Raw genomic sequence first — 13,462 nt, forward strand, 5'->3', positions numbered from 1 at the left:
GGTGCGTATCAGGGGGTGCGTATCAGGGGGTGCGTATCAGGCGGTTCTCATGAGGGGTCGGAGAGGTGCGGGTTCAGTGAGCTGGCGAGGCCGCGGGTGGCCAGCGTGCGGGCGTGGCGCAGGATCGGGCCGTCGACCATGTGGCCCTCGTGCTCGAACACCCCGCTGCCGTGCCGGTCGGCGGCGGCCAGCACCCCGCGGGCCCAGGTCGCCTGCTCCTCGCTCGGTGCGTAGGCGCCGCGGATGATCGCGGCCTGGTCGGGATGGATGCAGGCGCTGGCGGTGAAGCCGCTGGCAGCGGCGTCCTCGGCCTCCGCCCGCAGTCCGTCCTCGTCGGCGAGGTCGGTGTGGATGGCGTCGATGGCGCTGCGGCCGTGCGCCCGGGCGGCCAGCAGCACGCTGGAGCGGGCATGGCGGACCACATCGCGGTAGCTGCCGCCGGGGTGGCGGGAGGAGGTGCCACCGAGGGAGGCGATGAGATCCTCCCCTCCCCACATCAACGCGACCACGTCCGGGTGGGCGGCGAGCGTCGGCGCGGCGAGGATCCCGCGGGCTGTCTCGCACAGGACCAGCACCTTCACCCCGGGCAGGGCGCCGACGAGTCGGTCCACCTCGGCGAGGCTGCTGGCCTTGGGCAGCATCACCCAGCGCGGCCGCAGCGCGGCGAGAGCAAGCAGGTCGGCGGAGAAGTCCGACTCCCCGGGAGCGTTGACCCGGATAATGGTGCGCGCCGGATCCAGACCGTGAGCGGCGACGGCGTCGCGGGCGGCGGCTTTGTGCTCCGGGGCGACGGCGTCCTCGAGGTCGAGGATCACGGCGTCGGCGCGGTCAGCGGCCTTCGCGAAGCGGTCCGGGCGGTCCCCGGGGCAGAACAGCAGCGAGGGGCCCAGCGGCAGGAGCTCATGGTCCTCGGCGTCGTGCCCGCCGCTCGCGCCGTGTCGCTCGCGGCAGGTGGTGCGGCTGCGCGGCGAGAGGTGCTCGTGGGTCCTGGTGTTCATGAATCCTCCTGGCCGTGCTTCTGGGGTGCGGCGTGCGCTGAGGCGCTGGCGTGCAGGAGCGTGGTGCGCTCGGCGCGGACCACGACCTCGCCGTGCTGGTTGCGTCCGGTGTGGACGAGGGAGACCACGGCCTGCCCGGGCCGCGAGTTCGAGGGCCGCACGGCGAGCACCTGCGTCTCGCTGTACAAGGTGTCGCCGTGGTGCAGGGGGCGGGGGAAGCTGATCTCGCCGAAGCCGAGGTTCGCCACCAAGGTGCCCTGGGTGAGCTGGGCGACGGACGCCCCGACGACAGTGGCGAGGGTGAGCATCGAGTTGACCAGCCGCTGCCCGAACTCGGTGGTCTCGCTCCAGGCGGCGTCGAGGTGGAGGGCCTGCGGGTTCATGGTCATGGTGGAGAACAGGACGTTGTCCGCCTCGGTGAGGGTGCGGCCGGGGCGGTGCTCGTAGATCGCCCCGATCTGCAGCTCCTCGGCATAGAGGCCGCGCTGCACGATGCGCGGCGCATCAGGCACGGGGTCGGGCACGTGATCGGTCATGGGCGGGCCTCCTGGTCGACGTGATGGGGGCCCTCGGTCCCGGGTCGCTCGAACTCGGGGCCATCGGACTCCCGGCCTTCTGCCTCGGGGCCCTCTTCCCCGGGCACCACCTGCGCGACCTCCTCGCCGCGGGCCACCCGGTCTCCGGCGCTGACCTGCAGGTGCACGGTCCCGGAGCTCGGCGCGCTGAGGGTGTGCTCCATCTTCATCGCCTCGACCACCAGCACCGGGTCCCCGGCGTCGACGTGGTCCCCGTCGGCCACCAGCACCATCGTCACGGTGCCCGGCATCGGCGAGGCGAGAGTCGGTGCTGCGTCCCGCCCTGCTGCGCCCCGTACGGGACGGTGCAGGCTCAGCTCGCGGTCCTCGCCCGGCAGGCCGATCCACACCGACGAGTCCGTGCCGTGGTGGAGCAGCGGCAGACGGATGCCGTCCACGGTGACAGCTCCCGCATGGAGCGCGAGAGCGAACTGCTGCTCTCCCACCGTCGCCTGGGCCTGCTCCGGCAAGCCGGTCAGTTCGACCACCACCAGGCCATCGTCGGCGGGAACAGCTCCGTGGTCAGCGCCCGTGCCGTCGGCCGCACCGCCGCTTCCCACTCCGCCGGCCCCGTCGGCTCCGCCCACCCCGTCAGCCGCCGCGAAGCGGACCACGAAGGGTGCTGGTGCCCCGAGCCGCCAGCCCGACGGCGCATGCCAGAGGCCGCGCGGACGGGAGCGTGCCACCTGCTCCCAGCGCACCAGCGCCGCGACGGCGAGCGCGCGGGCGCTGACCGCGGGCGGGGTGAGCTCATCGAGGCGGCGCTCGATCAGGCCGGTGTCCATGTCACCGCTTTTCACCTCGTCGAGGGCGAGCAGCGCACGGAGGAAGGCGGTGTTGGTGACCACTCCCAGCAGGTGCGTCTGTTCGAGCGCCCGGTCCAGCGCTGCGAGCGCGTCGGCGCGGGTCGGGGCGTGGGTGATGACCTTGGCGAGCATCGGGTCGTAGCTGCTGGAGATGGTGGCGCCGACAGCCAGGGCGTGGTCCACGCGCGCACCCTCCGGCAGGGCGAGGGCGAGCACGGTCCCGCCGGTGGGCAGGAACCCGGCGACGGGATCCTCGGCGTAGAGACGGGCCTCGATCGCGTGGCCCTCGAGGTGCACATCCTCCTGGGTGAGCGACAGCGGCTGCCCGGCCGCGATCCGGAGCTGCTCGGCGACCAGGTCGATCCCGGTGATCGCCTCGGTGACTGCGTGCTCGACCTGGAGGCGGGTGTTCATCTCAAGGAAGAACGGGGCATCGGGCGCCGTGCCATCGACGATGAACTCGACGGTCCCGGCGCCCACATAGTCCACAGCGCAGGCGGCTTCGACGGCGACGCGACCGAACTGTGCACGCTGGTCAGGGGTGAGGGAGGGGCTGGGCGCCTCCTCGATGACCTTCTGGTGGCGGCGCTGCAGGGAGCATTCCCGCTCCCCCAGGTGGATCACGTTTCCGTGGGTGTCGGCGAGGATCTGCACCTCGATGTGCTTCGGTGCGGTGATCCAGCGTTCGAGGAAGAGGGTGTCGTCGCCGAAGGCGCCTGCGGCCTCCCGGCGGGCGGCGGCGAGCGCGGCGGGCAGCTCCTGTGCGGCGGCGACCCGGTGCATGCCCTTCCCTCCGCCGCCTGCTGCGGGCTTGACCAGCAGCGGGAAGCCGACCTCCGCGGCGCCGGCGAGCAGTGCGGCATCGTCCAGCCCCGGGGCGGCGAGTCCCGGCACGACCGGCACTCCGCGGGCGGTGACCGCGGCGCGGGCGGAGATCTTGTCGCCCATGGTCTCGATCGCGGCGGCGGAGGGTCCGACGAACACGATCCCGGCCTGCTCGCAGGCGCGGGCGAAGTCGGCCCGTTCGGAGAGGAAGCCGTAGCCGGGGTGGATCGCCCGGGCACCGGTGGCCCGCGCCGCGGCGATGATCTCCTCGCCGTCGAGATAGGAGCTGATGCGCACGGCGCGGTCGGCGGCGGTGACGTGGGCGGAGCCGGAGTCCTCGTCGGTGTGGACGGCGATCGCGGCGAGGCCCAGGGCGCGCACGGTGCGCAGGATCCGCATCGCGATCTCGCCGCGGTTGGCGATCAGGACGGTATCGAGCAGGCGGGTGCCGGACGTAGGGGTGCTGGTCACGGGGTCGCTGGGCATGGGGTCACGGGTCACCGGCTGGTGGTTCTGGGAGCGTTCGAGCATCGTCGGCCTCACATCCGGAAGACGCCGCGGGCGAGCGCGGGAAGCGGGGCGCGGGAGACGACGTCCAGCGCGAGGCCGAGGACGGTGCGGGTCTGGGCGGGTTCGATGATCCCGTCGTCCCAGAGCCGGGCGGTGGAGTAGTAGGGGCTGCCCTGCGCTTCGTAGTCCTCGATGATGGGCCGACGGAATTCGGCCTCGTCCGCTTCGCTCCAGGTGCCGCCACCTGCCTCGATGCGGTCGCGCTTGACGGTCGCGAGCACGGCGGCGGCCTGGGCGCCGCCCATCACGGAGACGCGGGCGTTCGGCCACAGCCAGAGGAAGCGCGGGGAGTAGGCCCGCCCGCACATGGAGTAGGTGCCGGCGCCGAAGGACCCGCCGATCACGACGGTGAGCTTGGGGACGCGGGCGCAGGCGACGGCGGTGACCATCTTCGCGCCGTCCTTGGCGATGCCGCCGCGCTCGTACTCGGCGCCGACCATGAACCCGGCGATGTTCTGCAGGAACACCAGCGGGATCTCGCGCTGGTCGCAGAGCTGGACGAAGTGGGCGCCCTTGAGCGCGGACTCGCTGAACAGCACCCCGTTGTTGGCGACGATGCCCACCCGGTGCCCGTGGATCCTCGCGAAGCCGGTGACCAGGGTGGCGCCGTAGGTGGGTTTGAACTCGGAGAACTCCCCGGCGTCGACGATCCGGGCGATGACCTCGTGCACGTCATAGGGGGTGGAGAGGTCTGCGGGGACCGCGTCGCCCATGGTCTCGGGGTCGACGGCGGGCGCGCGGGACAGGTCACGCGGCAGGACCGGGTCGGGGGCGGGGAGGGTGTCGACGATGTCGCGGAGGATCGACAGGGCATGCTCGTCGTCCTCGGCGAGGTGGTCGGCCACGCCCGAGACCTCGGTGTGCATGAGCCCGCCGCCGAGGTCCTCGGCGCTGACCTCTTCGCCAGTCGCTGCTTTCACCAGCGGCGGTCCGCCGAGGAAGATCGTGCCCTGGTCGCGCACGATGACGGTCTGGTCGCTCATCGCCGGCACGTACGCGCCGCCGGCGGTGGAGGAGCCCATCACGGCGGAGAGCTGGGCGATGCCCTCGCCGCTCATCCGGGCCTGGTGGTAGAAGATCCGCCCGAAGTGGTCGCGGTCGGGGAACACCTCGTCCTGCATCGGCAGGTAGGCGCCGCCGGAGTCGACGAGGTACACGCAGGGCAGGTGGTTCTCCTGCGCGATCTCCTGCGCGCGGAGGTGCTTCTTCACGGTCAGCGGGAAGTAGGTGCCGCCCTTGACGGTGGCGTCGTTGGCGAGGATCAGGCAGTGCCGGCCGTGGATCATCCCGATCCCGGCGACCACCCCGGCGCCCGGCGCGGCCCCGTCGTACATCCCCTCGGCGGCCAGCGGCGCGATCTCGAGGAAGGGCGTGCCCTCATCCAGGAGGCGATCGATCCGCTCCCGGGCCAGCAGCTTGCCGCGGGCGCGGTGCTTGTCCCGGGCCGCGGCGGAGCCGCCCTCCGCGGCCTTCGCGAGCCGGGATCGCAGCTCGGCGACCAGGGCATCCATCGCCTGGGCGCGGGAAGCACCGACCGGACGGGAGGCGTGGTGCAGTGCATCCATGGGCTACCTCGTCAGCAGGATCGCGGGATCGGACAGGACGTCGGCGACATCCATGAGGAAACGCGAGGCCTCCGCGCCGTCGAGCACCCGATGGTCGAAGGAGAGCGTGAGCGTCACGACCGTGCGCAACGCGATTTCGCCGTGGTGCTCCCACGGCTGGGTGCGCAGCGCTCCGATCGCGAGAATCGTGCTCTGGCCGGGATTGAGGATCGGCACGCCGCCCTCGACGCCGAACACGCCGACGTTGGTGACGGTGAGGGTGGAGCCGGTCAGCTCCGCCGGGGTCAGGGACCCCTCCCGCGCCGTGGCGACCAGCGCGGCGATCCGCTCGGTGAGGGTCGCTCCGTCCGCCTCCTCGGTCTCCGGCACGGTGGCGACCACCAGGCCTCGGTCGGTGGCGACGGCGATGCCGAGCGCGACGCGGGCGAAGTGCTCGATCTCCCCGGCCTCAGCGTCGTAGCGCGCATTGGCGGACGGGGTCCGGGTGGCGGCCGGCAGGATCGCCTGGCACACCGCGGCGAGGAACGACGACGTCCTCCCATCCCGTCCCGGGCGGCGCAGCCGTTCGAGGGTGTCGGTGACGTCGATCGTGGTGTGCACCGAGGCCTGCGGGGCGGTGAAGGCCGAGTCGGTCATCGCCCGCGCGGTCTCGCGGCGCAGGCCGGTCACCGGCACCCGGGTGGACGCGCGGGTGCGGGCGGAGGGCCCCGCGCACGCCGCCGTCGCCCCTTTCGCGCTGGCCTCGACGTCGGCGCGCAGGACCCTGCCGCCCGGGCCCGATCCATGGATCGCCGCGAGGTCCACGCCCAGGTCACGGGCGCGTCGACGGACCGGCGGCATCGCCTTCGGGGTCTCATGGGCGGCGGTCCCGCCCACGGCCACCCCCGCGCTGCGGCCGACGTACGGCTCGGTCTCGAAGGAGCGCGGCCGACGGCGAGGCCGTCCGGTGCCGGGCAGCACGGGCCCGTATCCGACCAGCACCTGCTGGCGCTGCGGGGCGTCGGGCTTCGACGGCACGGCCGTGGAGTCGTCGGCCGCTCCGGCCGCAGGGCTCCCGTCGGCCGCGGAGCTCCCGTCGGCCGGAGAACCCCCCGCGGACGCTGCCGCACTCACCTCCTCGAATCCGATCAGCGGTGAGCCGACGGCGAGGGTCTCGCCCTCGGCGGCGTGCAGCACGCTGACCCGGCCGGCGCGGGGGCTCGGCAGCTCGACCAGGGCCTTCGCGGTCTCCACCTCCACGAGCGCCTGGTTCAGGGTCACCTCGTCGCCCACGGCGACCTGCCAGGCCACGATCGTGGCCTCGGTGAGTCCTTCCCCGAGATCGGGGAGTCGGAATTCGCTCATCGCGCAGCCTCCCTCGAGTTGCGCCGGCCCAGCGTGCGGTCCACGGCGTCGAGGATCCGGTCGATGCCGGGCAGGTAGCGGTCCTCCACCGCGGCGGGCGGGTAGGGGGTGTCGAAGCCGGTGACCCGTTCGGGGGCGGCCTCCAGGTGTTCGAAGCAGTCCTCGACGGCGGAGGCGATCACCTCGGAGGAGAGCGAGACGTTGCCCGGTGCCTCGTGGGTGACCACCAGGCGGCCGGTGCGGCGCACGCTGGCGGCGACCGTGTCCCGGTCCAGCGGTGAGAGGGAGCGCAGGTCGATCACCTCGAGGCTGATGCCGTCGTCCTCCGCCGCGACCGCCGCCTCCAGGGCGGTGACCACGAGCGGTCCGTAGGCGACGAGAGTCGCGTCCGTCCCCGTCCGCAGGACCCGCGCCGAGGAGAGGTCGGCGGTCACGGTGGTGTCCACCTCGCCCTTGGACCAGTAGCGACGCTTCGGCTCGAACACCATGACGGGGTCGGGGCATTCGATCGCGGCACGCATCGTGGAGTAGGCGTCCTGGGGGTCGGCGACGGTGACCACCCGCAGGCCCGGGGTGTGCGCGAAGTAGGCCTCGGGTGATTCGGAGTGGTGCTCGACGGCGCCGATGCCGCCGCCGAAGGGGATCCGGATGGTCAGTGGCATCATCACCGTCCCGCCGGTGCGGTAGTGCAGGCGGGCGACCTGGGCGACGATCTGGTCGAAGGCTGGGTAGACGAACCCATCGAACTGGATCTCGCACACCGGGCGCATGCCGCGATAGGCCATGCCGACGGAGGTGCCGATGATGCCGGACTCCGCGAGCGGGGAGTCGATCACCCGGTCGGTGCCGAAGCGAGACTGGAGCCCGTCGGTGATGCGGAAGACCCCGCCGAGGGCGCCGATGTCCTCTCCGATCAGCAGCACGTCCGGATCCGCCTCGAGGGCGTCGCGCAGAGCGGCGTTCAGCGCCGCGGCCATGGTCATCGTGGTGGTCGCAGAGGTGGGGGTTCCGGTGTCCTGGGTGGTGGTCATGCCGGGGATCCCTCCTCTGGAGCGAGCGAGGATTCGAAGGCCTGGAACTGCTCCCGCTGGCGGACCAGGCCCGGATGCTCCGTGGACAGCACGTTCTCGAAGAGGCTCTCCGGAGCGGGATCGGGCAGCGTGGTCACCGCCTCACGCAGCGCGGTGGTGGCGTCGAGGCTGCGGCGCTTCGCGTCGGTGAGGAGCTCCTCGACGTCGATGTCGAGCTGTTCGAGATGACGTTCGAGGCGCCCGAGCGGACAGCGGCGTCGCCAGGTCTCCAGCTCCTCCTCGTCGCGGTAGCGGGTGGGGTCGTCGCTGGTGGTGTGCGGGCCGAGCCGGTAGGTGACCGCCTCGATGAACATCGGCCCCTTCCCGGAGCGGATGTGCCGGGCCGCGAACAGGCTCGCCGCCCGCATCGCGAGCACGTCATTGCCGTCCACGCGCAGGGAGGGGATCCCGAAGCCGGTGGGGCGCAGTGCGATCGGGACCGTGGCCTGGAGGGCGACCGGCTCGGAGATCGCGTACTGGTTGTTCTGGCAGAAGAAGAGCACCGGTGCGCGGAAGGAGGCGGCGAAGACCATCGCCTCGTTGAGATCGCCCTGGCTCATGGCGCCGTCACCGAAGCAGGCGACGGCGAGGTCATCCTTGCCCTGCGCCTTCGTGGCCATCGCATAGCCGACGGCGTGATGGGCCTGCGCCCCGATGATCACCTGGGGGGTGGCCATGTGGTGGGCGAAGGGGTCCCAGCCGGACAGCGTGGTGCCGCGCCAGACAGAGAGCATCTCGCCCGGGCTCACGCCCCTGCACCAGGCCAGGCCGTTCTCCCGGTACGAGGTGAAGAAGAAGTCCGTGCTCGGCAAGGCGCGGGCCAGGCCGATCTGGGCGGCTTCCTGGCCGCGCAGCGGGGGCCAGAGCCCCAGCTCGCCCTGCCGCTGCAGGGCGACGGCCTCGTCGTCGAGGGCACGGATCACCGCCATGTCGAGATACAGACGGGTCAGCAGTGCCTCGTCCACGTCGCGCAGAAGAGGATCAAGAGTGGGGTCGGGGTGTCGGGTGCCGTCCTCAGCGAGGACGTACAGGGGCTGTACGAGTCCAGCGACCAGGTCTTGGTCGGGAGCTGACGTGGTCGTCAACATTCGGACCTCCAGAATCCGCCGCGCCGGATAGGCGCATGGGACGTCCGCACCGGGTGGGTGCGCGTGACGTCATCGTCACCGTGCACGCTACGCCGGGAGTGCAGGACGTACAACGGATTCCGCTGGACTTCAGCACAATGCTCAACACCTGAGGCTACGGGGGCGTAGGATCACGCACTATGCGCACCGTGGATGACACCGACCGACGTCTCCTGCTGGCCATGACGGAGAACCCCCGCTCGACGATCGTCTCCCTCGCCGAGCGGCTGGGCCTGTCGCGCAACACCGTCCAGTCCCGGCTGGCGGCGCTCGAGGCGGGGCAGACGCTGCAGGGCTACGACCGTCGGCTGCACGCGGCGTCGCTCGGCTATCCGCTGACGGCGTTCATGGAGACGCAGGTGGACCAGCCGCGGCTCGAGCAGGTCATCGCGCAGCTGCGCGAGATCCCCGAGGTGGTGCAGGTGCACGGGCTCAGCGGCCTGCACGACATCCTGGTGCGCTGCGTGTGCCGCGACACCGACGACCTCTACCGGGTCAACAAGCTGATCCTGGGCTGCGAGGGCGTGATCCGCACCGACACCTCCCTCGCGATGGGCGAGCTGATCCCCTTCCGCCTCGCCCCCGTCCTCGAGCGCGACATCGGGCGGTGAGCCTGCGGGGGATCGGGCGCTGAGCGGGCGTGGGATCCCCACGACCCCGTCGATCCCCTCTGAGCTGTCGCCTAAGAACACACCAAGCGACAGCTCAGAGGGGATCGACGTGCACGGAGGGCTCAGTACCCGAAGGCCAGCGGGGCCTCAGCATCGGTCTCGACCCAGACGGCCTTCGGCTCGGAGTACTCGAGCAGGCCGTCGTAGCCGCTCGAGCGGCCGAACCCGGAGTGCCCGAACCCCCCGAAGGGCGCCATCACGTTGATGGTCTTGTAGCTGTTGACCCACACGGTCCCGGCCCGCAGCGCGGCGGCGACGCGATGCCCGCGGTCCACGGCGCCGGTCCACACCGCGCCGGCGAGGCCGAAGTCGGTGGAGTTGGCGAGCGTGATCGCCTCCTCCTCGTCATCGAAGGGAATCGCGGCGACGACCGGCCCGAACACCTCGCGCTGGGCGATGTCGTCGGTATTGGCCACTCCGGCCAGCAGGGTGGGTGGGTAGAAGAAGCCCGGGCGGTCCAGGCGCGCGCCGCCGGTGACGACCTCCGCCCCGGCGCGCGCGTCCTGCACCATCGCGGCGATCCGCTCGAGCTGGGCCCGGTTCTGCACCGGCCCCACCTGGGTGCCCGGATCCATCGGGTCGCCCTGGCGGATCGCGGCCCCGAGCGTCCCGAGCCGCTCCACGACCTGGTCGTGCACTGAGCGTTGGACGAGCAGACGGGAACCCGCCACGCAGCTCTGCCCGGAACCGGAGAAGATGGCGGCCGCCGCTCCGCCGACGGCGCGGTCGAGGTCCGCGTCGTCGAAGACGATGTTCGCGCTCTTGCCGCCGAGCTCGAGCACGCAGGGGGTCAGCTGCTCGGCCGCGGCGGCCGCAATCCGTCGGCCGGTGGCCGGGGAGCCCACGAACACCACCTTGGTGATGCCCGGGTGGGTGACCAGGCGATTGCCTGCCGTCGGCCCCAGCCCCGCGATCACGTTCACCAGCCCGACGGGCGCGCCCGCACGCTCGACGAGCTGCGCGAGCAGCAGCGAGGTCAAGGGGCTGAGCTCGGAGGGCTTGAGCACCACGCCGTTCCCGGCGGCGAGCGCAGGAGCGAGCTGCCAGCCCGCGGTGAACACCGGCGCATTCCACGGGGTCATCTGGGCGACAACCCCGTACGGCTCGCGCACCGTATAGGTGAGATGGCTGGTGGGCACCGGGATCACCTCGCCGTGCTGCTTGTCGGCCCAGCCCGCGTAGTACTCGAACATCTCGGCGACCTTCGTGGTCTCCCCGGTCGCGTCCTTCAGCGGCTTGCCGGCGCTGCGGGCCTCGAGGCGGGCGATCTGCTCGAGGTGCTCGCGCACCTGCGCTCCGATCCCCCACAGGATGCGGCCCCGCTCGGAGGCGGTGAGCCCCCACCAGACCCGCTGGGCGGAGGCGGCCGCGTCGACGGCGGCATCGACCGCAGCCTCGGCGCCATCGCGGTAGCCGGCCAGCACCGTCTCCGTCGCGGGGTCCACGAGCTCCAACTCCTCCCCTGTGCCCGGGAGCACCTGACCGGCGACATGGCTGCCGATCTCGGCGGTGCCCATCAGGTGCCGCCAGATGCCGAGCTCGGGCGGGGAGGGGGTGGCTGCAGGGGAAGCAGAGGCGGAGGCAGGGGTCATCGGGTGGTCACCATCTTGTTGAAGTCCTCTGTCGGTCCGATCTGCTCGAGCAGGCGATCCCACATCTCACGTGCGGCCCCGACCAGCGGGGAGGAGACCCCGAGCTCTTCGGCCATGTCTGCGGCCAGTCCCACGTCGCGGGCCATCAGGCCGACGGGGAAGCCGGAGTCGAAGCTGCCGGAGAGCACCCAGCGAGGCAGGTTCATCTCGGTCACCGCGCTGCGGCCCGAGGCGGTGTTGACCGCTGCCAGCAGCCGTTCGACCTCCACACCGGAGGCCTCGGCAGCACCGTGCAGGGCCTGGGCGGCGGAGAGGTGGACGCCGCACAGCAGATTGTTCATCAGCTTCGCGGTGTTTCCCGCGCCCACTTCACCGACATGGTTGACGTGGGTGGCCAGCGGATCGAGAGCGTCCAGCACCCTCTCGAGGTGCTCCTCGGAGCAGCCGAGGAACACGGTCAGCGCTCCGTCAGCCGCACCGGAGGGGCCACCCGAGACGGGTGCGTCGACCAGCACGTGCCCGTGCCCCGCGAGCCATGCGGCGCGGCGGCGGGCATCGGCTGGCGGGCAGGTGCTGGCGTCGATGACGAGCACGGGGGACGGGGCATGCTCGAGGTCGGGCAGCAGCTGATCGACCTGTTCCGTGCCCGGCAGGGAGAGCACCAGCACCGGTGCCTGTGCCTCGGTGAGCGCCTCGGGCAGCGTGGTGCGTTCGACCCCCGCGGGGGTGGGCACCGGTCCGGGGTCCACCCCCAGCACCCGGTGACCGGCGCGCACCAGGCTCGTGGCCATGCCGGCGCCCATATGCCCCAGCCCCACCACGATCCGGTCCGGGAGGACGAAGCTCGAGACGCGCTCGGTGTTCACGGCCGGCGTCATCACACGCCTCCCGTGATCTGCAGGGTGATCTCGGCGATCGCGGCGGAGCCGACATAGGTGCCGAGGAAGACCATGATCGCGACCAGCAGGATCTTCCAGCCGGAGCGCTTCAGGACATCGATCTCGAGCTTGCTGATCGCGAAGCCCGCGTAGGCCAGCGGCGGCACCGCGAGGGCGAGGAAGTTGATCCCCTCAACCAGCGGGAAGATCGCGCCCGCCCAGGGCAGCATCGGCAGGGTGAGCACCACGGCGACCAGCGAGATCCAGGCGACCGAGGGCAGTCGCAGCGGCACATACTTGGTCAGCAGCAGCCCCAGCACGCACATGCCGTAGAGGACCGTCAGGCCGACCACGATGTCGAGCACGGTCAGCTCGGTGGCGATCAGCTGGATCGGCACCGAGATCAGGGAGATCACGGCGAGGTCGCGCAGAGTGGGGACGAGGGCGATCTTGCGTTCGTCGGCTTCGGTGAAGTCGAGATCGGTGAGGTCATCGGCGGGGTTCTGGCCGATGGGGTGGTGGTCGCTGGGGTTCTGGCCGGCGGCGTCGGAGGTGGTCATCAGGCTGCCTCTCCCTTCGAGGTGACGGCGGGGCGGCGGGTGTTGCCGGGGTCGTCGGGGCGGGACCTGCGGTACATCCACTCCACCATCGGCAGCGCCACGAACAGGGAGACATACATGCCGGTGGCGTAGGTGAGCAGGTTGGAGGAACCGGCGAGCGCGGTGATGGACTCTGCGGATCCGGGGTTCGCGGCGGCGAGGGCCCCAGCGCAGGCGGCCATCATCGATCCGGAGCCGACGCCGCACGCCATCGCGAGGGCTTCGATGCTGAACACGTTCGCGGTCGAGAGCACCGAGGCGATGATCGCGAAGATGAAGGTGCCGAACAGGGTGCCCATCACGTACACACCGAGCACGCCGGTGCCCTCGGGGCTGCGCAGGCCGTAGCGGTCTGCGACGATCGCGATGTTCGGCTCACGGGCGATGGAGTGGACCGCGCCGATGGACTCGCGTCCCATCTTCAGGATCCACACCGCGACCGGGAAGGCCAGCACGATGGTGCCGAGGTTGCCGATCTCCTGCAGCAGCAGAGCGGGACCGGAACGGATCACGAGCTCGATGCCGGGGCCGATGTCCGCGCCGAAGCGCGCGATGAACGGCATGATCGCGATGACGATCAGCGGGCTCGCGGCGGCGGCGCGGCGGGCGGGCATGACCTTCTTGACCGCGCCGATGATGTTGGGGTTCAGCAGCAGAGCCATCGCGAAGGCGAACAGCATCGGCAGCAGCAGAATGGTGCCGATGCCGATCGGGATGCTGCGGATCCCGATCAGCTGGCTGATCACGCCGATGACCAGGACGGCGAGATGCAAGGGCCACAGCTGGAGCAGACCACGTGCGGTCTCCATGGGACCTCCTCGGGGGAAGGGCCGGGGCTGCGC

General features: G+C 71.6%; 12 protein-coding genes. 1 reads left to right on the plus strand and 11 read right to left on the minus strand.

Going from position 1 to position 13,462, the window contains the following annotated elements:
- Positions 1-47 precede the first annotated feature (47 nt).
- Genes ACTH43_RS12100 through ACTH43_RS12130 form a run of 7 tightly spaced genes read right to left on the minus strand, consistent with a single transcriptional unit; the run spans position 48 to position 8,841 of the window.
- Positions 48-998, minus strand: coding sequence for an HpcH/HpaI aldolase/citrate lyase family protein (locus tag ACTH43_RS12100; RefSeq protein ID WP_441445148.1), 951 nt, complete (start codon positions 996-998; stop codon positions 48-50).
- Entirely contained in the window at positions 995-1,534 is a 540-nt protein-coding gene (locus ACTH43_RS12105; protein ID WP_345075956.1) for a MaoC family dehydratase, read from the minus strand. Before ACTH43_RS12105 ends, ACTH43_RS12100 begins: the two co-directional genes overlap by 4 nt.
- A complete protein-coding gene (locus ACTH43_RS12110; protein ID WP_441445160.1) occupies positions 1,531-3,690 on the minus strand; it encodes an acetyl/propionyl/methylcrotonyl-CoA carboxylase subunit alpha in 2,160 nt (719 codons plus the stop codon). Before ACTH43_RS12110 ends, ACTH43_RS12105 begins: the two co-directional genes overlap by 4 nt.
- A 53-nt stretch (positions 3,691-3,743) precedes the next feature.
- Complete coding sequence (locus ACTH43_RS12115; protein ID WP_441445161.1) at positions 3,744-5,285, minus strand: carboxyl transferase domain-containing protein; 1,542 nt, start codon at positions 5,283-5,285, stop codon at positions 3,744-3,746.
- 57 nt (positions 5,286-5,342) lie between these two features.
- Positions 5,343-6,683, minus strand: a complete 1,341-nt coding sequence (locus ACTH43_RS12120; protein WP_441445149.1) for a dihydrolipoamide acetyltransferase family protein — start codon at positions 6,681-6,683, stop codon at positions 5,343-5,345.
- Positions 6,680-7,714 carry an alpha-ketoacid dehydrogenase subunit beta gene (locus ACTH43_RS12125; protein WP_441445150.1) on the minus strand — a complete coding sequence of 345 codons (1,035 nt, stop codon included), beginning with the start codon at positions 7,712-7,714 and terminating at the stop codon, positions 6,680-6,682. Before ACTH43_RS12125 ends, ACTH43_RS12120 begins: the two co-directional genes overlap by 4 nt.
- Entirely contained in the window at positions 7,711-8,841 is a 1,131-nt protein-coding gene (locus ACTH43_RS12130) for a thiamine pyrophosphate-dependent enzyme (protein WP_441445151.1), read from the minus strand. Before ACTH43_RS12130 ends, ACTH43_RS12125 begins: the two co-directional genes overlap by 4 nt.
- 179 nt (positions 8,842-9,020) lie before the next feature.
- On the opposite strand from ACTH43_RS12130, the gene ACTH43_RS12135 reads away from it, so the two are divergent.
- On the plus strand, positions 9,021-9,491 hold the full coding sequence (locus ACTH43_RS12135; RefSeq protein WP_441445152.1) for an Lrp/AsnC family transcriptional regulator: 471 nt from the start codon (positions 9,021-9,023) through the stop codon (positions 9,489-9,491).
- Between the two features lie 122 nt (positions 9,492-9,613).
- Here the strand turns inward: ACTH43_RS12135 and ACTH43_RS12140 are convergent, their stop codons facing one another.
- The 4 genes from ACTH43_RS12140 to ACTH43_RS12155 are packed head-to-tail and all read right to left on the minus strand — an operon-like array spanning position 9,614 to position 13,429.
- Positions 9,614-11,143, minus strand: coding sequence for an aldehyde dehydrogenase family protein (locus ACTH43_RS12140; RefSeq protein WP_441445153.1), 1,530 nt, complete (start codon positions 11,141-11,143; stop codon positions 9,614-9,616).
- Positions 11,140-12,009, minus strand: coding sequence for an NAD(P)-dependent oxidoreductase (locus ACTH43_RS12145; protein WP_441445154.1), 870 nt, complete (start codon positions 12,007-12,009; stop codon positions 11,140-11,142). Before ACTH43_RS12145 ends, ACTH43_RS12140 begins: the two co-directional genes overlap by 4 nt.
- Positions 12,010-12,020: 11 nt before the next feature.
- On the minus strand, positions 12,021-12,581 hold the full coding sequence (locus tag ACTH43_RS12150) for a hypothetical protein (protein ID WP_441445155.1): 561 nt from the start codon (positions 12,579-12,581) through the stop codon (positions 12,021-12,023).
- The gene (locus ACTH43_RS12155; protein WP_441445156.1) at positions 12,581-13,429 is read right to left on the minus strand and encodes a DUF3100 domain-containing protein; all 849 of its coding nucleotides are present in this window, start codon (positions 13,427-13,429) and stop codon (positions 12,581-12,583) included. Before ACTH43_RS12155 ends, ACTH43_RS12150 begins: the two co-directional genes overlap by 1 nt.
- Positions 13,430-13,462: the final 33 nt, after the last annotated feature.

The sequence above is a fragment of the Brachybacterium sp. genome, from assembly GCF_052095815.1.
In the GTDB taxonomy this organism is placed as follows: domain Bacteria; phylum Actinomycetota; class Actinomycetes; order Actinomycetales; family Dermabacteraceae; genus Brachybacterium.